The following is a 21,376-nucleotide window of genomic DNA, read 5'->3' as shown; positions in this document are numbered from 1 at the left end:
AAACTTCCGCTCCTTTCGCTCACGAGGTTTCCCATGAGCTTCAAACCGCTACGCATCCGCAAAGCTGCGGTGCTCGGCGCCGGTGTCATGGGCGCGCAGATCGCCGCCCACCTGACCAACGCCGACGTCGAAACCGTGCTGTTCGACCTTCCCGCGAAGGAAGGCGACAAGAGCGGCATCGCCGTCAAGGCGATCGCGAACCTGGGCAAGCTCTCGCCCGCGCCGCTCGCCGACAAGTCGCGCCAGGGCGCGATCGTGCCGGCCAACTACGACGAACACCTCGAACTTCTGCGCGGCGTGGATCTCGTGATCGAAGCGATCGCCGAACGGATGGACTGGAAGCTCGATCTTTACAAGAAGATCGCACCGTATCTCTCTGAAAACGCGGTGATTGCGAGCAACACGTCGGGCCTGTCGATCAATACGCTGGCCGAGGCACTGCCGGAAAACCTGCGCCACCGCTTCACCGGCATCCACTTCTTCAATCCGCCGCGCTACATGCATCTCGTCGAGCTGATTCCGAACCGCTCGACCGACCGGTCCATCCTCGACGGTCTCGAAGCGTTCCTGACGACGACGGTCGGCAAGGGCGTCGTCTACGCGAAGGACACCCCGAACTTCATCGGCAACCGCATCGGCGTGTTCTCGATCCTCGCGACGATGCACCACACCGAACAGTTCGGTCTGGGCTTCGACGCCGTCGACGCGCTGACCGGCCCGGCGATCGGCCGCCCCAAGAGCGCGACGTACCGCACGGCCGATGTCGTGGGTCTCGACACGATGGCGCACGTCATCAAGACGATGGCCGACACGCTGCCGAACGACCCGTGGCACCGGTACTTCCAGGCGCCGGCGTGGCTCAAGGCCCTGATCGACAAGGGCGCGCTCGGCCAGAAGACCGGCGCCGGCGTGTTCCGCAAGGTCGGCAAGGACATCGTCGTGCTCGATCTTGCCAAACAGGACTACCGCGCGGCCGACCAGACGGCGTCGGAAGAGGTCGCCGCGATCCTCGCGATCAAGGACCCGGCCGAGAAGTTCGCCAAGCTGCGCGCGTCGAACGATCCGCAGGCCAAGTTCCTGTGGGCCGTGTTCCGCGACCTCTTCCACTACACCGCGTATCACCTGGCCGATATCGCCGACACCGCGCGCGACGTCGACTTCGCGATCCGCTGGGGCTACGGCTGGCAGCTCGGTCCGTTCGAAACGTGGCAGGCCGCGGGCTGGCAGCAGGTCGCCGGCTTCATTGCCGAGGACATCGCGGCCGGCAAGGCCATGAGCGACGCGCCGCTGCCTGCGTGGGTCACCGACGGCCGCAACGGCGTGCACGGCAAGGACGGCTCGTACTCGGCCGGCCAGGGCAAGGCGCTGCCGCGCTCGGCGCACCCGGTCTACGCACGCCAGCACTATCCCGACGCGATCATCGGCGAGAAGTTCGATCAGGGCACCACCGTTTTCGAGAACGACGGCCTGCGCCTGTGGACGCTCGGCGACGACGTCGGCATCGTCTCGTTCAAGACGAAGATGAACACCGTCAACGACTTCGTGCTCGACGGCCTGCAGCACGCGGTCGGCGAAGCCGAGCAGCGCTTCAAGGGCCTCGTGCTGTGGCAGACGCGCGAGCCGTTCTCGGCCGGTGCGGACCTGAAGGGCGCGATGGGTCTGTTGCAGGCCGGCAAGATCGACGCGTTCGACGCGATGATCAAGAACTTCCAGGCCACCAGCATGCGGATCAAGTATTCGCTCGTGCCGGTCGTCGCGGCGATCCGCGGCATGGCGTTCGGCGGCGGCTGCGAGTTCCAGATGCATTGCGCGAAAACCGTCGCGGCGCTGGAAAGCTATATCGGCCTCGTCGAGGCCGGCGTGGGCCTCCTGCCCGCCGGCGGCGGCCTGAAGGAAATCGCGCTGCGCTGCGCGAAGGCGAATCCGGCCGATCCGTTCAACGGCATCAAGACGATGTTCGAGACGATCGCGATGGCGAAGGTTTCGGCGAGCGCGCTCGAAGCGAAGGAACTGGGCCTTCTGCGCCAGACCGACACGGTCGTGTTCAACGCGTATGAGCTGCTTTACGTCGCGCAGCGCGAAGCCGCGGCGCTGGCCGACGCGGGCTATCGTCCCCCGCTGCCGGCACGCGCGATCCCGGTCTGCGGCGATGTCGGCACGGCGAGCCTCAAGATGATGCTGGTCAACATGCTCGAAGGCCGCTTCATCTCGACGCACGACTACGAAATCGGTTCGCGCATCGCCGACACGCTGTGCGGCGGCGTCATCGAGCGCGGCTCGACGGTCGACGAGGCGTGGCTGCTCGACCTCGAACGCAAGCATTTCGTCGAACTCGCGCAGATGCCCAAGACGCAAGCGCGCATCGTGCACACGCTGACGACGGGCAAGCCGCTGCGCAACTGATGCGCGCGGCTTCGATACCCGACTCCAACGAATGAAGGGATAACCCATGACCCGCCAAGTTCAAGACGTCTACATCGTCGCCGCCACGCGCTCGCCGGTCGGCAAGGCACCGCGCGGCGTGTTCAGGAACACGCGACCGGACGACCTGCTCGCGCACGTGCTGCGCGGCGTGATCGCGCAGGCGCCCGGCATCGACGTGAACCGCATCGACGACGCCGTGATCGGCTGCGCGATGCCCGAAGCCGAGCAAGGCATGAACGTCGCGCGCATCGGTACACTGCTCGCCGGCCTGCCGAACACCGTTGCGGCGGTGACGATCAACCGCTTCTGCTCGTCCGGCGTGCAGGCCATCGCGATGGCCGCCGACCGCATCCGTCTGGGCGAAGCCGATCTGATGCTCGCCGGCGGCACCGAATCGATGTCGATGGTGCCGATGATGGGCCACAAGATCGCGATGAATCCGGCCGTGTTCCAGGACGAGAACATCGCGATCGCCTACGGCATGGGCATCACGGCCGAGAAGGTCGCCGAGGAGTGGAAGGTGAGCCGCGAAGACCAGGACGCGTTCGCGCTGGCCTCTCACCAGAAGGCGCTCGCGGCAATCGCCGGCGGTGAATTCACGAGCGAGATCACGCCGTACGTGCTCGCCGACCACTACCCGAACCTCGCCACGCGCGGCATCGTCGACGACACGCGCACGATCGACACCGACGAAGGTCCGCGCAAGGACACTAGCCTGGAAGGCCTTGCCAAGCTCAAGCCCGTGTTCCGCATGGGCGGCAGCGTGACGGCGGGCAATTCGTCGCAGATGTCGGACGGCGCCGGCGCCGTGCTGCTTGCGAGCGAACAGGCGATCAAGGACTACGGCCTGACGCCGCTCGCACGCTTCGTATCGTTCGCGGTCGCGGGCGTGCGTCCCGAAGTCATGGGCATCGGCCCGATCGCGGCGATTCCGAAGGTGCTCAAGCAGGCCGGGATCACGAAGGACCAGCTCGACTGGATCGAACTCAACGAAGCGTTCGCCGCGCAGGCGCTGGCGGTGATCCGCGACATCGGCCTCGACGCGAGCAAGGTGAATCCGCTCGGCGGCGCGATCGCGCTGGGCCATCCGCTCGGCGCGACCGGCGCGGTGCGCGCCGCGACGATCGTGCACGGCCTGCGCCGCCGCAAGCTCAAGTACGGCATGGTGACGATGTGCATCGGCACCGGCATGGGCGCGGCGGGGTTGTTCGAGGCGGTTTGATCCTCCCTCTCCCCCAAGCGCTTCGCGCTTGGGGAGAGGGTCGGGGTGAGGGGGCGACGCTTCGCACTTCGCCGAGATCGACGCAGACGCCGGCGTCGCCCCCATCACCCTGCCCTCTCCCCCGACGGCGTCGGGGGAGAGGGTTCTCAGGCCAACCGCGTCCCGTTCGGCACCGGCTTGTCGATCGCCGTCAGCACCACGCCCGCGTCGGTGGTGAATCCGGTCAGCAGAAATTCCGACGTGATCGGCCCGATCTGCTTCGTCGGAAAATTGATCACGCCGACAACCTGTCGTCCGACGAGTTCGTCCGGTTTATACAAAGCGGCAATCTGCGCGCTCGTCTTCTTCTCGCCGTAGGGTCCGAAATCGACCCACACCTTCAGCGCCGGCTTGCGCGCCTCGGGAAACGGCTCGGCCTTCACCACCGTGCCGGCCACCAGCAGCACCTTCTCGAAATCCGCCCAGCTGATCGTTTCGCTCATCGTTCTTTCCACGCCTTCCAGGCGTCCTTCGTCTGATACCACCAGTAGCTCGCCTGCGCGCCGAGAAAACCGAACGGCCGCATACCCGACACCAGGCCGAAATCGCCGAAACTCGCCCACGCCTCGTCGTCCTGCGCGATCGCCGCGGCGATCAGCTCGCCGGCCACCGTCGTCGGCGCGACGCCGTGTCCGCCGAACGCCTGCGCGTACCAAAGGCCCGGCTCGCGCCGCCCGATCTGCGGCATCTGGTGCCGCGCGTAGCTCATGAGGCCCGACCACGCGAAATCGACGTGCACGCCGTCGAGCTGCGGATACACCTTCATCAGGTCACGGTACAGCAGCTCGCGCACGTCGCGCGCGCTGCGTTCGCGCACGCTGATGCGCCCGCCCCACAGCAGCCGAGAATCGGGCAGCGGCCGGTAGTAGTCGAACGCGAAGCGCGTGTCGTACACCGCCGCGCGCGTGTTGATGCATTCGCGCAAACGCGCGCCGAGCGGCTCGGTCACCATCACGTACGTCGCGATCGGCAGGATCGCCCGGTCGATCGCGCGATCGAGCCCGGCGAGGTAGCCGCCGCACGCGAGCACCACGTGTTCGGCGTCGATCGTGCCGTCCGCGGTGTGCACGCGCCAGCCGGCGCCGCTGCGTTCCAGGCGCGTCGCGGCGCTGTTCTCGTGGATCGCCACGCCCTGCCCGGCCGCCGCCTGCGCGATGCCGATCGCGTAGTTGAGCGGATGCAGGTGCAGCGCGTTGCGTTCCCACAGCGCGTCGGCGTAGCGATCGCTGTGCAGCAGCTCGCGCACCGTCTCGCGCGGCACCCATTCCCACTGCACGCCGAAGCGTTCGGCCAGAAACCGCTGGCGTTCGCGCAGCACCGCCGGATCTCGAAACCAGTTCGCCCAGATCACGCCCTCGTCGACCGCCGCGCATGGAATGCGATGCTTCGCGACGCGCTTGCGGATCAGTTCCACGCCGCCGACCGTGCACAGGAACAGCGCCTTGGCACGCTCCGCGCCCAGCCTTGCGACCAGCGATTCCTCGCCGAGCGAGTAGCCCGCGAACACGAAGCCGCCGTTGCGTCCCGACGCGCCGAAGCCGACCTGCTCGCCTTCCAGCAGCACCACGTCGCCGACGCCGCGCTCGGCCAAGCCGAGCGCCGTATTGAGCCCCGCGTAACCGCCCCCGATCACCACGACCCGCGCATCGCGCTGTCCCGAATACGGCGCGTATCCGCCGTAGGCCGTCGCCGTCGCGCGGTAGTAGCTGTCCTGCGTCATCGCACCTTTGCGTCCTTGTCCTGTTCCAGTCCCACCTGCAGCCAGCCGAGGTTGAGGCCGATGCGCCTGGCATCGGGGTCGGCCCAGACGTAGGCCAGCGTCTTGCCGGTCGCGTCCTCGATCACGGCCAGGCGCAGCACCTCGGTGTTGCTTTCGCGGTACGTCAGCCGCGCCAGTTCCAGCGTATACCCCGAAGGCGCGCCGTCGCGCCACTGCAGCGCGATACGGCCGCCTTCGCTGTGCAGGCGCAGGTCGCGCTTGAGATGCCAGTCGGTGTTTTCGCCCGACGCCTTCGGCCCCGCGCCGTTGATCGCGTCCCAGCCGCCGAACCAGCGCACGCGCTGCGATACCGTCGCCGCGTCGACGCCGCGCGCCTGGTCGGCGACGGTGACGACGCGCAAGCGATCGCCGTCGAGCCGAAAGCGCAGCGGCAGCAGCGCCGCGGTTGCGCCGATGCCCGGCAGCATCGCGCTGCACGCGCTCGGATCGGCCGCGAACTCGGTACCGCTGCGCGAGGCGGCGGGTTTGAGCGTGCACGGCGTCAGCGCCGCCCAGGATGCGGCCTCGAAGCGAAACTTGCCGTCCTTCGCGGCGAACTGCGCGTCGGCGTCGGCGTTGAGCGGCCGATACGGCACGAAGCCGTTCTGCTCGTAGCGCAGCAGCCAGCGGCCTTCCTGCACCGGCGTGGTGTCGGGCAGCACGACGCGCCACAGCACCGTATCGGTATCGCCGGTCGGATTGGCCAGCCAGTGATGAATCGACGGCGGCGCGGTCGGCCCCGGCACGCCGCGGCCGTCGGCGGTCCAGCGTTCGGCGTGGTTGTCGTATTCGCCCGCAAGAGCGCCGATGCCGGCCGCGTGCGCCGCCTCGGCGTTGCCCTTGACCGGCGCGGTCGCCGGACATGCCGCAAGAGCCAGACAAAGGCCGGCGATCAGAACGCTGTGGCGAAGGCGCATGCGAATTCCTCGAACGGGTTGGGTCGGCGTTGCGGGCGAGGCGCCAAACTACACGCGATCGAGCGCCTGCGCGAGATCGGCGATGAGCACGTCGGCCTCTTCAAGACCGATCGACAGGCGCACGAGATTGACCGGCACCTGCCCCGCGCGCTCGAAACCCGTGCGCGTGTCGGGCGGATAGACGGTCGCCACCGGAAATACCAGCGATTCGTAACCGCCCCACGACACGGTCATCAGAAAACGCCGCAGCGCTTCGCAGAAGCGTTCGATCGCGCTCGTCGATTCGCAGCGGATCGTGCACGAGAACAGACCGTTCGCGCCGCGCAGCTGCGCCTGTGGATCGTTCGCGGCTTGCGGATACCAGATGCGCTCGATCTTCGGATGCGCCGACAGAAATTCGATCACCCGCGCGGTCGTCGCGGCGATCTGGCGCAGGCGCAGCGGCAGCGTGCGCAGGCCGCGGATCATGAGCCATGCGTCGTGCGGCGAGAGCATCGCGCCGAGCGTCATGTACGGGCCGCGGAACGTCTCGCGGATCAGGTCTTTCGATCCGCACAGCACGCCGGCCATGACGTCGCAGTGGCCGTTCAGGTATTTCGTCGCCGAGTGCGCGACGAGGTCGATGCCGAGCGCGAGCGGCGACTGGTTCAGCGGCGTCGCATAGCTGTTGTCGCACAGCGTGCGGATGCCGCGTGCGCGGGCGAGCGCCGCGATCGCCGCGAGATCCTGCGCCTCGTAGGTCATCGTGTTCGGGCTTTCGAGCACGATGAGGCGCGTGGCCGGCGTCAGCGCCGCTTCGACGTCGGCGACGTCGCTCGCGTCGACGAACGTATGCGATACGCCGAAACGCGCGAGATGGTCGCGCACGAGCGCACGCGTCCACGAATACGGCTTCTGCACGCAGACGACGTGATCGCCGGCGGCGACGCAGGCGATCGCGCCGGCCGCGATCGCCGCGGCGCCCGAACCGAACAGCAGCGCGTCTTCGGCGCCTTCGAGCGCGGCGAGCTTCTTGCGCAGGATTTCGACGGTCGGATTGTTGCCGCGCGTGTAGACGGTGCGGTCGAGCTCGTCGCCGAAGCCGGCGCGCATCGCCGCGACCGTTTCGAACGCGAAGATCGCGGTCTGGTAGATCGGCGGCGATACCGCGCCGCGGTGCGCCGCGCGGTCTTCTTCGCCGAGGTGGTTGAGGATGTAGGAGAGGTCCATGACGTGATTGGCTGTCGCTCTTGCTCGTCGCTCTTTGCTCGTCGCTCTTTGCTCGTCGCTCTTCGCTCGTCATCCCAGCGAACGCTGGGATCCAGCCTTTGACGTCGCTTTGCTCGCCGCCCTTGCTCGTCATCCCGGCGGAGGCCGGGATCCAGCTTTTGCATTGTCGCTTTGTAGCCTTAGCCCGGCGTCGAACAAAGCGTTTCGCCCGCCTGCCGGCGGCCGACCTACTTTCTTTGGATGGCCAAAGAAAGTAGGCAAAGAAAGCCACCCCAGGCGCCGCGCCTTCCGGGCATCCTGCCCTCCAGGCCGCAAGCGCCCGGCGGGCCGCGCAGACGGTGCTTCCTGCACCGCTGCGCAGTCGCGCACATCCCTGTGCGCGACCCTTCGGGCCTTTCCGCCAGCCGCTTGCTCGCGGCGCATGGGGCCCCGGGTAAAGCGGCCGGCTTCCTACCGGCAGAAACAACGACGACAGCAACCGCAACCGCAACCGCAACGGCAACGGCGACAGCAGCAGCAGCGGCGGCGGCGGCGGCGGCGGCAACCGCGAGTTCGGCGCTGCTTTATTTGCCGGCCACGAATTCCCGCGTCGCTTCCGCCAGTGCCGGATCCTGCAGCGCGAAATGCATCGTCGCCTTGACGAGGCCGAGCTTGTTGCCGCAGTCGAACCGCTCGCCCTCGAAGCGGTACGCCAGTACGCGCTCCTGCTTGAGCAGCGCGTCGATCGCATCGGTCAGCTGGATTTCGCCGCCGGCGCCCGGCTTCGTGCTTTCGAGCAGCGAGAAGATGCGGCCCGGCAGCACGTAGCGGCCGACCACCGCGAGATTCGACGGCGCGTCTTCCGGCTTCGGCTTTTCGACCATCAGCTTGATCAGCGCCGCGCGATCGTTGATCGGCGTCGCGTCGACGATGCCGTATTTGTTCGTCTGCTCGCGCGGCACTTCTTCCACGGCGATGACGCCGGAATTCTCGAACGCCGCGAGATCGGCCATCTGCTTCAACGCGCTCGCCCCCGTGTTCCAGATCAGGTCGTCCGGCAGGATCACGCCGAACGGTTCGTTGCCGACCACCGGCTTGGCGCACAGCACCGCATGGCCGAGACCGAGCGCCTCGGGCTGCGTCACGAACACGCAGCGCACGTTCTTCGGCAGCACGTTCTGCACGAGCGACAGCAGTTCTTTCTTGCCGGCCGCCTCGAGCTTCTGCTCGAGCTCGTACGCCTTGTCGAAGTAGTCGGCGATCGCGTGCTTGTAGCGGTTCGTCACGAAGATCAGCGTGTCGGCGCCCGCGTCGACCGCTTCGTCGACCGCGTACTGGATCAGCGGCCGGTCGAGCACCGGCAGCATTTCCTTCGCGACGACCTTGGTCGCCGGCAGAAAACGCGTGCCGAGACCGGCGACGGGAAATACCACCTTGCGCAGACGCTGGGTCATCGAAAATCCTCGTAGTCGTCGATCGTCAGGAGGGGCGCGCCAGCGCGACGACGGTGCCGCCGTCGGTGTCGCGCCAGGCGAAATCGGGCAGCAGCGAGCTCACGCAACGGCGCAGCGCGTCTTCGTCGAAGTCGGCGACGGCCTGCGTCGCGCGCGCGAGCTGCGCGTTGAGCAGGTCCCAGCTCATGCTGCGCGGCTGGGCGAGAAAAATCTTCGCATGCGCGGTGCCGGAATAGTTTTCGAGCGGGTGGAACAGTTCCTCGAACAGCTTCTCGCCGGGACGCAGGCCCGTGTATGCGATCTGGATGTCGCGGCCCGGAATCTTGCCGGTGAGCCGGATCATCTGCTCGGCGAGATCGTGGATGCGCACCGGTTCGCCCATGTCGAGCGCGAAGATCTCGCCGCCCTTGCCGAGCACTTCGGCCTGCAGGATCAGCTGGCACGCTTCGGGAATCGTCATGAAGTAGCGTGTGATTTCCGGATGCGTGACCGTGACCGGTCCGCCGGCGCGGATCTGGTCGCGGAACAGCGGCACGACCGAACCGGCCGAGTCGAGCACGTTGCCGAACCGCACGGTGATGAAGCGCGTGCGCGAACGCCGCGCGAGATTCTGGCAGTAGATTTCGGCGACGCGCTTGCTCGCGCCCATGACGCTGGTCGGGTTGACCGCCTTGTCCGTCGAAATCAGCACGAAACATTCGACGCCGTGACGGTCGGACGCGTCGGCGACCGTGCGCGTGCCGAGCGCGTTGTTGCGCACCGCCTCGCGCAGCTGGCCCTGCAGCAGCGGCACGTGCTTGTAGGCCGCGGCGTGGAACACCACCTGCGGGCGCACGTCGGCGAACAGCTTCTCGCACGCCGCCGCGTCGCCGGCGTTGCCGATGCGCGCATCGAGCAAAAGATCGGGATACGCCGCGCGCAGTTCCTGTTCGATGCGATAGAGATTGAATTCCGACAGCTCGAAGATCGTCAGCGAGCCGGCGCCGAGCCGCGCGACCTGACGGCACAGTTCCGATCCGATCGACCCGCCGCCGCCGGTCACGAGCACGCGCTTGCCGGTGAGGCCGGCGCGGATCGCCGTCCAGTCGAGCGTGACGGGATCGCGGCCGAGCAGGTCTTCGATCGCCACTTCTTTCAATTCGTTGAACTGCGAACGGCCCGAGACGACGTCGTCCAGGCGCGGCACGGTGCGGAACGGCAGGCCGGTCGACTCGCACAACTCGACGATGCGGCGCATCTGCGCGTTCGTCGCCGACGGCATCGCGATCAGCAGCATGCGCGCGGCGACCTCGGCGGCGATCTCCGGCAGGCGCTCGAGCGTGCCGAGCACCGGCACGCCGTGCAGCTTCGCGCCGCGCAGCGAGGCGTTGTCGTCGACGAAACCGACCGCGCGGAATTTGTTTTCGCGCTTGAGATCGCGCACGAGCGCCTCGCCGGCGCGCCCGGCGCCGAGCACGAGCACGCGTTCGGCGGCCGATGCCTGGAACAGGTCGAGCCGCGAATCTTTCCAGAACCGGTACGCCAGGCGCGGCGCGCCGAGAAATACGACGAGCACGGCCGGATAGATCAACAGCACCGCGCGCGGCACGGTCGACAAGCGGTTGTACAGGAACAGCGTGATCGCGATCAGCAGCGCGCCGGCGATGCCGCCGCGCACGATGTTCCACAGGTCCGGCAGGCTCGCGAAGCGCCACAGGCCCTTGTACAGGCCGGTCCACCAGAACACGAGCGCCTGCACCGACAGCACGAGCACGACTTCGACGCCGAACCAGATGACCGGCTGCGGTTCGGGCAGCAGCGAATAGCGGATCGCGTAGGTGCCGATCCACGCGAGCCAGACCATCGTGAGATCGTGCAGCACGACCGCGAGGCGCGGATGGATCGCGGCGATCGCGCGGCGAGCGAGATTAGTCACGGGCGCGCACTCCGGCGAGCACGGCGCGCCGGCCCTGCACCCATACCGCGAAGCCGGCGACGTAGACCGCCGCGGTCAGGCCGAGCGCGAGACCGAATCGCGGCGTACGCGCCGCGACGACGGCCGCCGGTGCTGCGATGAGAAGATTCCATGCCATGTAGTAGCCGACCACTCTTGCATGCGACCGGCCGCTGCGCACCAGCCATTGGTAGAGATGTTCGCGGTGCGCACTATACCAGCGGCGTCCGGCGAACATGCGCGAGAGCAGCGTGGCGGTCGCGTCGACGACGACGCCCGAGGCGAGGATCGATCCGACCATCCACCAGCGCGGTTCTCCAGACAGCACGGCGAGCCAGATCGTTGCAGCGACGAGAAAACCGAGCGCGCCGCTGCCCACGTCGCCCATGAACACGCGGGCTCGCGGAAAGTTGAACGGCAGGAACGCGACGCACGCCGCCGCGAGCGCGAACGGCAGCGCGCCGAGCGACCCGCGAAAGCACAGATGGTCGATCCCGCCGATCGCCGCGAACGCGAACGCCGCGTGCGACGCGAGCAGTCCGTTGATGCCGTCGATGAAGTTGTGCAGGTTGATCGACCAGACCAGGCTCAGCAGCATGATCGCGGCGAGGAGCGCGAGCCAGGCGCAGCCGGTCGCGTTGCCGACGTAGCCGGCGAGGCTCGCGACGACCGGTGCGACGAAGACCAGCGCCGCGAGCGCGTGCACGACGAGGCGCAGCGATGCGCGCAGCGGGCGATGGTCGTCCCACCATCCTATGCCGGCGACGAGCGCGAGGCCGATCATCGCGGGCACCTGCTGCGGATGCGCCGGCAGGCCGAACCCCAAGGCGACGAGCGCCGCCACGACGATGCCGACGCCGCCGCCGCGCGGCGTGACCTGCGTATGCGAACGCCGGCGGCCGGGCTCGTCGAGCAGGCGGCGCGATTGCGCGTAGCGGATCGCCGCCTCGGTCGCGACCGCGGAAACGACGAAGGCCAGCGGTACGATCCAGGCGTCCATGGTCGGTTCGGTTACTCGTTGGCGACGCCGTGAATCGGCCGCACCGAGCCCCAGCTCTTGCAGCTCGGGCATTGCCAGTGATGCGCCTTCGCACCGAAGCCGCAGCGGCTGCAGCGATACATCGCCTGGCCCTCGACGAGCTTGCGCGTGAGGTCCTGCAGGATCAAGAGGTTCTCGCGCGCTTCGCCGGTGGCCTTGTACAAGGTCGCGTTGATCAGCGCCATCAGGCCGCGCACCGACGGGCGCTGGCGCAGCTGACGCGTCAGGAATTCGATCGCCGACGGCTCGCCGTGCGTGCGCGCGTACAGCTTGGTCAGCGCGAGCACCGGCGAAATGCCCTGGTAGCGTTCGATGATGTGCGACAGGAACTGCTCCGCGCGCTGCATCTGCTGGCTTTTGGCGTAGGCGTCGAGCAGCGGCGGCAGGATTTCCGGCACGAAGTCGACGTCGTACTCGGCCGCCGCCTCGAACGCGGCGACCGCGTCGGCGTAGTGCTCCTGGTCGGCGGCGACGAGGCCCATCAGCATGCTCGCGCGCACCGACCGCGGCTCGCGTTCGAACGCGCGCACGAGATGGCCGGACGCGTCGTCGTAGCGGCGCTGGTTGCGCGCCTCGGCCGCGAGCTCGCACCAGAACTGCGCGATTACCGGCGCCTGCGATTCGCCGGTCATTTCCTCGAAGCGTTCGGCGTGCGCGATCGCCTTGCCCCAGTCGCGCTCGTGCTGGTAGATCGCGATCAGGTGCTTGAGCGCCGACGGCGCGTGCGCCTTCATCGCGACGAGGTCGGAAAACAGCGTTTCGGCGCGGTCGAGCAGACCGGCGCGCATATAGTCTTCGCCGAGTTCGAGCAGCGCGACGGTCTTCATCGCATCGGAAAGATCGGGTCGTGCGACGAGGTTCTGGTGCAGTCGGATCGCGCGATCGACTTCGCCGCGGCGGCGGAACAGGTTGCCGAGCGCCAGATGCGTCTCGACCGTGTCGCGGTTGACCTCTGCCAGGCGCACGAAGACCTCGATCGCCTTGTCCTGCTGTTCGTTCAGGAGGTAGTTGAGGCCGCGGAAATAGCTCGACGACAGCTCGCTGACGCGCTCGCCGGACGTGCGCGCGCTGGAACGCCGCGCGACGTACCAGCCGGAAAACGCCGCGACCGGCAGCAACAGAAACAGAAGGTACAGCGGGTTCATGCGTCGGACGGCGCCCCGTTCGTGGCGGCCGCCTGCGGGCGCTGCACGAGTTCGCGCCGCGCGCGGCCGAGCCGGCGCTTGAGCGGAACGACGACGCCGAGCCATACGGCCGCGCCGCCGGCGATCCAGCCGGTCAGAAGCGCGGCGAGCAGCGCCGCGCCTTTCGGCAGGTCGGCCTGCCCGGCGTAGAAATCGAAAACGACGCTGTCGCTGTTGAGCGCGCCGAATACCGCGCCGGCGATCGCGAACAGGAGGATCAGGGCAATCCAGACGACGCGCATAGCCTAGTGGCCTGTAACGGATAAATCGGAAGAGGGATCGCGAAGGACTGGCCGTGCAGGACGCCGCTGCGGAGCGAGGTCGATAGCACCCGCTATTGGCCGAGCGAGCAGCAAGCACTGCGCGGCCGGGACGAGCGAGCTACTTTCGATTTTTCGGTTGCAGGCCACTGGGGTCCTTGCCGCGCCGCGCGCGGAACGCGTGCGGGGGTCAGGCGGCCGTCGGGCCGGCGTCTTCCGGTCCGTTCACGCGTTCGCGCAGTTCCTTGCCGGGCTTGAAGTGCGGCACGTGCTTGCCGGGCAACGCCACGGCCGCGCCGGTCTTGGGGTTGCGCCCCATGCGCGGCGGCCGGAAATGCAGGGAAAAGCTGCCAAAACCGCGAATTTCGATGCGTTCTCCGCTCGAAAGCGACTGGCTCATCTGTTCGAGGAGGTTTTTGACGGCAAGTTCAACATCGTTGAACGCAAGGTGCTTCTGCCGGTCGGCCAAGGCCTCGATCAGCTCAGACTTGGTCATGGGTACTTCGGCTCCGCCGGGTAGAGTTCCGTTTCAGGACGGGAGCTTAGCGCATTATTCGACCCGGTTCACAGGGGAATTTGTGCGCGGGCGACGACGGCAGCCCCGGACGAGGCCGCCCGTCGAGCGACGACGGCGGCCGGACGGCCGCCGTCGAACGCGATGTCGCTTACTTCTTGAGCTGTTCCTTCAGCAGCGCGCCGAGCTTGGCGGTGCCGAGGGTGCTCGACTGGTACTCTTCGAGCGCGGACTGGAGTTCTTCCTCGTCCTTCGCGCGGATCGACAGCTGCAGCGTGCGGCCCTTGCGGTCCATGCCGATGAACTTGGCTTCGACCTTGTCGCCGACCTTCAGGTGCTGGGTCGCGTCGTCGATGCGTTCCTTGGCGATGTCGCTGGCGCGCAGGTAGCCTTCGACGCCGTCGCCGAGGTCGATCGTCGCACCGCGCGCGTCGACTTCCTTGACCGTGCCGTTGACGATGCTGCCCTTCGGCGAGCCGGCCATGAACTGGCCGAACGGATCCTGCTCGAGCTGCTTGATGCCGAGCGAGATGCGTTCGCGTTCCGGATCGACCGCGAGAACCACGGCTTCGACTTCCTCGCCCTTCTTGAAGTTGCGCACGAGGTCTTCGCCGGTGGCCTGCCACGAGATGTCGGACAGGTGCACGAGGCCGTCGATACCGCCGTCGAGACCGACGAAGATGCCGAAGTCGGTGATCGACTTGATCTGGCCCTTGACCTTGTCGCCCTTCTTGTGGATGGCCGCGAAGGTTTCCCACGGGTTCGACTGGGTCTGCTTGATGCCGAGCGAAATGCGGCGGCGCTCTTCGTCGACGTCGAGCACCATGACCTGCACTTCGTCGCCCACCTGGACCAGCTTGCCCGGGTTGACGTTCTTGTTCGTCCAGTCCATTTCCGAGACGTGCACGAGGCCTTCGACGCCCGGTTCGAGCTCGACGAAGCAGCCGTAGTCGGTGACGTTGGAGACCTTGCCGAACAGGCGGGTGCCGGTCGGGTAGCGGCGCGAGATGTTGACCCACGGGTCTTCGCCGAGCTGCTTGAGACCCAGCGAAACGCGATTGCGCTCGCGGTCGAACTTGAGCACGCGCACTTCGAGCTCGTCGCCGACGTTGACGACTTCGGACGGGTGACGCACGCGCTTCCACGCCATGTCGGTGATGTGCAGCAGGCCGTCGATGCCGCCGAGGTCGACGAACGCGCCGTAGTCGGTCAGGTTCTTGACGACGCCCTTGATCACCGCGCCTTCCTGCAGCTTCTCGAGCAGCGATTCGCGCTCGGCGCTGAACTCGCTCTCGACGACCGCGCGACGCGACACGACCACGTTGTTGCGCTTGCGGTCGAGCTTGATGATCTTGAACTCGAGTTCCTTGCCTTCGAGGTAGACCGGATCGCGCACCGGACGCACGTCGACCAGCGAGCCCGGCAGGAACGCGCGGACGTCCTTGATGTCGACCGTGAAGCCGCCCTTGACCTTGCCGCTGATGCGGCCGGTGACGGTGGCGTTGGCCTTCTGCGCCTCTTCGAGTTCGTCCCACACGAGCGAGCGCTTGGCCTTCTCGCGCGAGAGCATGGTCTCGCCGAATCCGTTTTCCAGCGAATCGAGCGCGACCTTCACCTCGTCGCCGACGGCCACTTCGAGCTCGCCGCGTTCGTTGCGGAACTGCTCGATCGGCACGATGCCTTCGGACTTGAGGCCCGCGTTGACGACGACGACGTCCGACTTGATGTCGACGACGATGCCGGTAACGATGGTGCCCGGCTTGAATTTGATCAGGGCTTCGCTCTGTTCAAACAGTTCGGCAAAACTTTCAGTCATGTTGGGTTCCAGAATGGAAAAAAGCCGCATCGCGACGCCCCTTGCGGTGCTTCACGTGCCGGCTTGCCTGTTGGGGCGCGCATTCGGTGCGACGCCGTTGAATTCCCCGCGTTCGGCGGGACCTTTCCCTTTGTGCAAAAGCGAAGAATGCGACTGTCAGGCCGGACGGAGGAGGTTCAGCACCTTCTCCACCACGGCGTCGACGGGCATGCCGGTCGAATCGATCAAGACGGCGTCGTGCGCCGGCTTCAGCGGGGCTACCGGACGCGCCGCGTCGCGGGCGTCGCGCGCTTCGATCTCGCGCAAAAGGGACGTAAGTGTAACGGCCAATCCCTTGTCCTTCAACTGTTTATACCGGCGCTTCGCGCGCTCCTCGGCGCTGGCCGTCAGGAACACCTTCGTCTGGGCGTCCGGGAAGATCACGGTGCCCATGTCGCGGCCGTCGGCGACGAGGCCCGGCGCGCGGCGGAAGCTGTGCTGCTTGTCCACGAGCGCGGCGCGCACGGACGGAATCGCCGCGATCGCCGACGCGACCGCCCCGACGGTTTCGGTGCGCAGCTCGTCGGTCGAGTCGTGGGAATTGACGTAAACCCTTGTTTCTCCGCCGTCTTTCGGATCTCGGAACGTGATCTTCGTGGTCTCGGCGCAGCGCGTCATGGCCTCGGCGTCGGACAGGTCGAGTCCGGCCATGCTCGCCGCGTAGCCGACCGCGCGGTACAGCGCACCCGAATCGAGCAGGTGCCAGCCGAGCCGTTCGGCGACGAGCCGGCTGATCGTGCCCTTGCCCGAGCCCGAGGGGCCGTCGACGGTCAGAACGGGGACGGGCTTGTCGGATCGACTCATCGGCTGGACTCCCTGTGCGCAAACCTTGAGAGTCTAGCAGTTCCGGCGACGGCGCAGACCGTCGAGGCCGCTGTCAGGCGCCGGTCGACAGCGCAAATCCGCAGCCGTTGGCGAGATCGGCGAAACCCGGAAACGACGTCGCGACGTTGGCGCAGTCGGCGATGCGTACCGTACCGCCCGCCACGAGCCCCGCGACGGCGAAACTCATCGCGCACCGATGGTCGCCGGCGCTGTCGACCTCGCCGCCGCCGATGCGGCCGCCTTCGACGACCGCGCCGTCCGGCGTTTCTTCGACCGCGACGCCGAGCGCGCGCAGGCCGCGGGCCATCACCGCGATGCGGTCCGACTCCTTGACGCGCAGCTCGGCCGCGCCGGTGACGCGCGTCGTGCCGGAAGCCGCCGCCGCGGCGACGAACAGAATCGGGAACTCGTCGATCATGTCCGGTACGAGCGCGGCCGGCACGTCGACGCCGCGCAGCGTCGCGTGACGCACGCGCAGGTCGGCCACCGGCTCGCCGCCGAGCTGGCGCGGGTTTTCGGCGCGGATGTCGGCGCCCATCAGACGCAGCGCGTCGACGAGGCCCGTGCGGCGCGGATTGACGCCGACGTCGCGCAGCAGGAGGTCGGAACCCGGCACGATGCTCGCCGCGACGAGAAAGAACGCCGCCGACGAGAAATCGGCCGGCACCACGACGTCGGTCGCGCGCAGGCGATGGCCGCCGTCGAGGCTCGCCCTGCCCTCGCCGAACGCGATCGGCCAGCCGAACGCGGCCAGCATGCGCTCGGTGTAGTCGCGCGTCGGATGCGGCTCGGCGATCGACGTTTCGCCCTTCGCGTACAGGCCGGCGAGCAGGATCGCCGACTTCACCTGCGCGCTCGCGACCGGCAGCGCGTAGTCGATGCCGACGAGGTCGCGCCCGCCGCGCACCGTGAGCGGCGGCAGGCCGCCGTCCTGCGCGTCGATCCGCGCGCCCATGCGCGCGAGCGGTTCGATCACGCGGCGCATCGGCCGGCGCGACAGCGATGCGTCGCCCACGAGCGTCGTATCGAACGCCTGCCCGGCGAGGATGCCGGTGAGGAGGCGCATGCCGGTGCCCGCGTTGCCGCAATCGATCGGCCGCGCCGGCGCGGCCAGGCCCGCAAGGCCCACGCCGTGCACGACCCGCTCGCTCGCCGACGGCGCGTCGACGCGCACGCCCATCGCCGCGAACGCGCGCGCGGTCGCGCGCGTGTCTTCGCCTTCGAGAAAGCCGCTGACGCGCGACACGCCTTCGGCCAGCGACGCGAACATCACCGCGCGGTGCGAAATCGACTTGTCGCCGGGTACGCGCACCTCGCCGCCGAGGGCTCGCGCGACCGGGACGCTCGTCCAGGTTTCCGTCGATCCGCTCACGGCAACGCCTCCAGCAGCCGCTCGCTTTCGGCGCGCGTGCCGACGCTGATGCGCAGGCACGTCGGCAGGCCGTAGCCGGCCATCGGCCGCACGACGACCGCGTGCTCGAACAGCTTCGCCTCGATCACCGCCGCGTCGGTCGCGAAATCGACGAGGATGAAATTGGTCTGCGACGGAAAACAGCGCAGGCCGCGCGCGGCGAGTTGCGCGGCGAGCCATTCGCGCTCCTGCGCGGTGACGTCGCGGATCTTCCGTGCGTGCCCGGCATCGCCGAGCGCCGCCTGCGCCGCGACCAGCGCCAGCGCGTTGACGTTGAACGATTCGCGCAGGCGCTCGAGCACGGCGATCACGGCCGGCGAGCCGACCGCATAGCCGACGCGCAGTCCCGCGAGCGCATAGGCCTTGGAGAACGTGCGCGTGACGACGACGTTCGGATGGTCGGCGACGAGACGCAGCGCGCTCGATACGCCGGGCTTCGTCACGTACTCGGCATACGCCTCGTCGACCACGACGATCGTTTCGGGCGGCACCGCGGCGACGAACGCGTCGAGCGCGGCGTCGTCGAACCACGTGCCGGTCGGATTGTTCGGGTTCGCGACGTAGACGAGCCGCGTATCGGCTTCGATCGCCGCCGCCATCGCGACGAGGTCGTGCCCGAGCGGCGCGCGCGGATGTCCGGCCGGCAGCGCCGGCACGCGGACCGGCCGCGCGCCGGTCGCGGCCGTCGCGATCGCGAACACGGCGAAGCCGTACTGCGAAAAGACGACCGAAGTCGACGCGTCGGCGAAACACTGCGCGATCAGCATCAGGAGTTCGTGCGAGCCGTTGCCGAGCGCGATCTGTTCGGCGCCCACGCCGAGCGTCGACGCGAGCGCCGCTTTGAGCGACGCGCCTTTCGGGTCGGGATAGCGGTACACGTCCGGCAGCGCCGCGGCGATGGCCTCGGCGACGCGCGGGCTCGCGCCGAGCGAGGTTTCGTTCGAACCGAGTTCGACGAGACGCTCGCCGTATTCCAGGCGCAGCGCGGGCAGGTCGTGGCCGGGGTCGTACGCGCGCAGCGCGCGCGTCGCGGGATTCGCAAGTTTCAGCGCGTCGAAGCTCACAGCAGCGCCACCGGGTAGGAGCCGAGCACTTTCAGTTCCGCCGCGCGCGCGCGCGCCGCTTCGATCGCCGCGCTCATGCGCGCGTCCTCGGCGTGGCCTTCCACTTCGACGAAGAACACGTACTCCCACTTGCCGGTGCGCGCCGGCCGCGATTCGATCTTGGTCATCGACAGGCCCTGGTCGGCGAACGGCGTCAGAAGGTCGTACAGCGCGCCGGGGCGGTCCTTGACCGACATCAGGAGCGACGTCTTGTCGTGTCCCGACGGCGGAAACACTTCGCGGCCGATTACGAAGAAGCGCGTCGTATTGTCCGGCCGGTCCTCGATCTGCCGCGCCAGCACCTTGAGGCCGTAGATGTGCGCGGCCGTTTCGCCGGCGATCGCGGCCGCGTCGTCCGCGCTGCGCGCGCGCCGCGCCGCTTCGGCGTTGCTCGACACGGGAATGCGCTCGGCGTTCGGCAGGTTCGCGCGCAGCCACGCCTTGCACTGGCCGAGCGACTGCGGATGCGAGTACACGCGCTCGATGTCTTCGAGACGGCCGCCGCGCGCGAGCAGGTGCTGGTGGATGCGCAGCTCGATTTCGCCGCAGATCTTGAGCGGCGAGGTCACGAACAGGTCGAGCGACGAGTTCACCGTACCCTCGCTCGAATTCTCGATCGGCACGACGCCGAAGTCGGCGCTGCCGGCGGCGACCTCCTGGAACACCTCGTCGATCGTCGCGAGCGGCAGGCCCTTGATCGAATGGCCGAAGTGCTTGAGCACCGCTTGCTGGCTGAACGTGCCTTCCGGGCCGAGAAAACCGATCTTGAGCGGCTCCTGCTGCGCCAGGCACGCCGACATGATCTCGCGGAACAGGCGCACGACTTCCTCGTTCGAGAGCGGCCCCCGGTTGCGGTCGATCACCATCCGCAGCACCTGCGCTTCGCGCTCGGGCCGGTAATAGTCGACGGCCGCCTTGAGCGGCCCCTTCGCCCTGCCGACCTCGCGCGCCCAGCCGGCGCGTTCGGCGATGAGCGCCTGGATGTCGCGGTCGATCGCGTCGATGCGCGCCCTTACGTCCGCCAGGTTCGGCGGCGCCGCGTCGTTGTTCTCGTTCATTGCTTCTCTCTCGTTAGCCGTTGCGCCGCGCGAAGTCGCGCATGAAATCGACGAGCGCCCGCACGCCCTCGATCGGCATCGCGTTGTAGATCGACGCGCGCATGCCGCCGACGAGCTTGTGGCCCTTGAGCGCGAGCAGGCCCGCGTCGTGCGACTCGCGCAGAAACGCCGCGTCGAGCTGCGCGTCCGGCAGCGTGAACGGCACGTTCATGCGCGAGCGCGCGGCCGGGTCGACGGGGTTGCGATAGAAGCCCGAGCCGTCGATGTAGCCGTACAGCATATCGGCCTTCGCCTGGTTGCGCCGGGCCATTTCGGCAACGCCGCCGTTGTCGCGGATCCATTCGAACACGAGGCCCGACAGATACCAGCCGAACGTGTTCGGCGTGTTGAGCAGCGATCCGTTCGCCGCATGCTCGGCGTAGCTGAATATCTTCGGGATGTCCTTCGGGCTGCGCGCCAGAAGATCGTCGCGCACGATCACGACGACGAGACCCGCTGCGCCGATGTTCTTCTGCGCGCCGGCGTAGATCAGGCCGAACTTCGACACGTCGACCGGGTGCGACAGGATCGACGAAGAGAAATCGGCCACGAGCGGCACGTCGCCGACGTCCGGTACGTCCATGAACTCGACGCCGCGGATCGTTTCGTTCGGCGTGTAGTGCACGTAGGCGGCGTGCGGATCGAGATCCCACGTGTCGCGCGGCGGCGGCGCGGTGTGGGCGTTCGCCGCCGACGTTGCCGCAACGTGCACTTTTACCATCGGGCCGGCTTCGCGCACGGCCTTCTCGCCCCAGTCGCCGCTGACGACGTAGTCGGCGCGCTCGTCGCGCCGCGCGATGTTCATCGGGATCTGCGCGAAATGCTGCGTCGCGCCGCCCTGCAGAAACAGCACATGGTAGTTGGAAGGAATCGTCATGAGCGAACGCAGGTCGGCCTCGGCGCGCTGCGCCATCGCCATGAAATCCTTGCCGCGATGGCTCACTTCCATCACCGACGCGCTGACGCCGTCCCATTCGAGCAATTCGGCCTGCGCGCGGCGCAACACCGCTTCCGGCAGCGCGGCGGGGCCGGCGCTGAAGTTGTAACCGCGACTCACGGGGCACTGCTCCTCGACGATCTTCACCGCATTATGCCGCGACGCAGCATCAAGGCAATGCCCGCTATCACCGGCGTGCATAAGGCCCCGAGCAC

General features: G+C 67.9%; 18 protein-coding genes. 2 read left to right on the top strand and 16 right to left on the bottom strand.

What is annotated here, in order from left to right:
- The first annotated feature begins 33 nt into the window (after positions 1-33).
- Together OD750_RS11155 and OD750_RS11150 are read left to right on the top strand one after the other, a co-directional pair.
- Positions 34-2,403: a 3-hydroxyacyl-CoA dehydrogenase/enoyl-CoA hydratase family protein gene (locus OD750_RS11155; protein WP_263544789.1), complete on the top strand. Its 2,370-nt coding sequence runs from the start codon at positions 34-36 to the stop codon at positions 2,401-2,403.
- A gap of 46 nt (positions 2,404-2,449) precedes the next feature.
- Entirely contained in the window at positions 2,450-3,646 is a 1,197-nt protein-coding gene (locus OD750_RS11150; RefSeq protein WP_263544788.1) for an acetyl-CoA C-acyltransferase, read from the top strand.
- Positions 3,647-3,792: 146 nt separating this feature from the next.
- Here the strand turns inward: OD750_RS11150 and OD750_RS11145 are convergent, their stop codons facing one another.
- From OD750_RS11145 to serC, 16 genes are all read right to left on the bottom strand, one after another.
- Positions 3,793-4,128 (bottom strand): tRNA-binding protein, encoded by a 336-nt coding sequence (locus OD750_RS11145; protein ID WP_263544787.1) that lies wholly within the window; start codon positions 4,126-4,128, stop codon positions 3,793-3,795.
- The gene (locus tag OD750_RS11140; protein ID WP_263544786.1) at positions 4,125-5,405 is read right to left on the bottom strand and encodes an NAD(P)/FAD-dependent oxidoreductase; all 1,281 of its coding nucleotides are present in this window, start codon (positions 5,403-5,405) and stop codon (positions 4,125-4,127) included. Before OD750_RS11140 ends, OD750_RS11145 begins: the two co-directional genes overlap by 4 nt.
- Entirely contained in the window at positions 5,402-6,361 is a 960-nt protein-coding gene (locus OD750_RS11135) for a hypothetical protein (protein ID WP_263544785.1), read from the bottom strand. Before OD750_RS11135 ends, OD750_RS11140 begins: the two co-directional genes overlap by 4 nt.
- A gap of 48 nt (positions 6,362-6,409) precedes the next feature.
- Entirely contained in the window at positions 6,410-7,570 is a 1,161-nt protein-coding gene (locus OD750_RS11130; RefSeq protein ID WP_263544784.1) for an aminotransferase class I/II-fold pyridoxal phosphate-dependent enzyme, read from the bottom strand.
- Between the two features lie 563 nt (positions 7,571-8,133).
- Positions 8,134-9,003, bottom strand: coding sequence for a UTP--glucose-1-phosphate uridylyltransferase GalU (gene galU / locus OD750_RS11125; protein ID WP_263544783.1), 870 nt, complete (start codon positions 9,001-9,003; stop codon positions 8,134-8,136).
- Between the two features lie 25 nt (positions 9,004-9,028).
- Positions 9,029-10,846, bottom strand: coding sequence for a nucleoside-diphosphate sugar epimerase/dehydratase (locus OD750_RS11120; RefSeq protein WP_263544810.1), 1,818 nt, complete (start codon positions 10,844-10,846; stop codon positions 9,029-9,031).
- A gap of 64 nt (positions 10,847-10,910) precedes the next feature.
- Positions 10,911-11,936: an MraY family glycosyltransferase gene (locus OD750_RS11115; RefSeq protein ID WP_263544782.1), complete on the bottom strand. Its 1,026-nt coding sequence runs from the start codon at positions 11,934-11,936 to the stop codon at positions 10,911-10,913.
- Between the two features lie 11 nt (positions 11,937-11,947).
- A complete protein-coding gene (lapB, locus tag OD750_RS11110; protein ID WP_263544781.1) occupies positions 11,948-13,120 on the bottom strand; it encodes a lipopolysaccharide assembly protein LapB in 1,173 nt (390 codons plus the stop codon).
- A complete protein-coding gene (locus OD750_RS11105; RefSeq protein WP_263544780.1) occupies positions 13,117-13,401 on the bottom strand; it encodes a lipopolysaccharide assembly protein LapA domain-containing protein in 285 nt (94 codons plus the stop codon). The genes lapB and OD750_RS11105 overlap by 4 nt, the downstream gene beginning before the upstream one ends.
- 208 nt (positions 13,402-13,609) lie before the next feature.
- Positions 13,610-13,915: an integration host factor subunit beta gene (locus tag OD750_RS11100; RefSeq protein WP_263544779.1), complete on the bottom strand. Its 306-nt coding sequence runs from the start codon at positions 13,913-13,915 to the stop codon at positions 13,610-13,612.
- A 169-nt stretch (positions 13,916-14,084) separates the two neighbouring features.
- Positions 14,085-15,749 carry a 30S ribosomal protein S1 gene (gene rpsA / locus OD750_RS11095; protein ID WP_263544778.1) on the bottom strand — a complete coding sequence of 555 codons (1,665 nt, stop codon included), beginning with the start codon at positions 15,747-15,749 and terminating at the stop codon, positions 14,085-14,087.
- A gap of 156 nt (positions 15,750-15,905) precedes the next feature.
- The gene (cmk, locus tag OD750_RS11090) at positions 15,906-16,592 is read right to left on the bottom strand and encodes a (d)CMP kinase (protein ID WP_263544777.1); all 687 of its coding nucleotides are present in this window, start codon (positions 16,590-16,592) and stop codon (positions 15,906-15,908) included.
- A gap of 73 nt (positions 16,593-16,665) precedes the next feature.
- The gene (gene aroA, locus OD750_RS11085) at positions 16,666-17,985 is read right to left on the bottom strand and encodes a 3-phosphoshikimate 1-carboxyvinyltransferase (RefSeq protein WP_263544776.1); all 1,320 of its coding nucleotides are present in this window, start codon (positions 17,983-17,985) and stop codon (positions 16,666-16,668) included.
- Positions 17,982-19,088, bottom strand: coding sequence for a histidinol-phosphate transaminase (hisC, locus tag OD750_RS11080; RefSeq protein WP_263544775.1), 1,107 nt, complete (start codon positions 19,086-19,088; stop codon positions 17,982-17,984). Before hisC ends, aroA begins: the two co-directional genes overlap by 4 nt.
- A complete protein-coding gene (gene pheA, locus OD750_RS11075) occupies positions 19,085-20,185 on the bottom strand; it encodes a prephenate dehydratase (RefSeq protein WP_263544774.1) in 1,101 nt (366 codons plus the stop codon). The genes hisC and pheA overlap by 4 nt, the downstream gene beginning before the upstream one ends.
- A gap of 13 nt (positions 20,186-20,198) precedes the next feature.
- A complete protein-coding gene (serC, locus tag OD750_RS11070) occupies positions 20,199-21,281 on the bottom strand; it encodes a 3-phosphoserine/phosphohydroxythreonine transaminase (protein ID WP_263544773.1) in 1,083 nt (360 codons plus the stop codon).
- Between the last annotated feature and the right edge of the window lie 95 nt (positions 21,282-21,376).

The organism is Tahibacter soli (genome assembly GCF_025717065.2).
Taxonomy (GTDB): domain Bacteria; phylum Pseudomonadota; class Gammaproteobacteria; order Xanthomonadales; family Rhodanobacteraceae; genus Tahibacter; species Tahibacter soli.
This window is presented reverse-complemented; position numbering and strand designations above follow the sequence as displayed.

Excerpts from the sequence above, each read along its gene's own strand:
- OD750_RS11155 (WP_263544789.1), top strand. The coding sequence starts at position 34 with ATGAGCTTCAAACCGCTACGCATCCGCAAAGCTGCGGTGCTCGGCGCC.
- OD750_RS11150 (WP_263544788.1), top strand. The coding sequence starts at position 2,450 with ATGACCCGCCAAGTTCAAGACGTCTACATCGTCGCCGCCACGCGCTCG.
- OD750_RS11145 (WP_263544787.1), bottom strand. The coding sequence starts at position 4,128 with ATGAGCGAAACGATCAGCTGGGCGGATTTCGAGAAGGTGCTGCTGGTG.
- OD750_RS11140 (WP_263544786.1), bottom strand. The coding sequence starts at position 5,405 with ATGACGCAGGACAGCTACTACCGCGCGACGGCGACGGCCTACGGCGGA.
- OD750_RS11135 (WP_263544785.1), bottom strand. The coding sequence starts at position 6,361 with ATGCGCCTTCGCCACAGCGTTCTGATCGCCGGCCTTTGTCTGGCTCTT.
- OD750_RS11130 (WP_263544784.1), bottom strand. The coding sequence starts at position 7,570 with ATGGACCTCTCCTACATCCTCAACCACCTCGGCGAAGAAGACCGCGCG.
- galU (WP_263544783.1), bottom strand. The coding sequence starts at position 9,003 with ATGACCCAGCGTCTGCGCAAGGTGGTATTTCCCGTCGCCGGTCTCGGC.
- OD750_RS11120 (WP_263544810.1), bottom strand. The coding sequence starts at position 10,846 with ATGGTCTGGCTCGCGTGGATCGGCACCTACGCGATCCGCTATTCGCTG.
- OD750_RS11115 (WP_263544782.1), bottom strand. The coding sequence starts at position 11,936 with ATGGACGCCTGGATCGTACCGCTGGCCTTCGTCGTTTCCGCGGTCGCG.
- lapB (WP_263544781.1), bottom strand. The coding sequence starts at position 13,120 with ATGAACCCGCTGTACCTTCTGTTTCTGTTGCTGCCGGTCGCGGCGTTT.
- OD750_RS11105 (WP_263544780.1), bottom strand. The coding sequence starts at position 13,401 with ATGCGCGTCGTCTGGATTGCCCTGATCCTCCTGTTCGCGATCGCCGGC.
- OD750_RS11100 (WP_263544779.1), bottom strand. The coding sequence starts at position 13,915 with ATGACCAAGTCTGAGCTGATCGAGGCCTTGGCCGACCGGCAGAAGCAC.
- rpsA (WP_263544778.1), bottom strand. The coding sequence starts at position 15,749 with ATGACTGAAAGTTTTGCCGAACTGTTTGAACAGAGCGAAGCCCTGATC.
- cmk (WP_263544777.1), bottom strand. The coding sequence starts at position 16,592 with ATGAGTCGATCCGACAAGCCCGTCCCCGTTCTGACCGTCGACGGCCCC.
- pheA (WP_263544774.1), bottom strand. The coding sequence starts at position 20,185 with ATGAACGAGAACAACGACGCGGCGCCGCCGAACCTGGCGGACGTAAGG.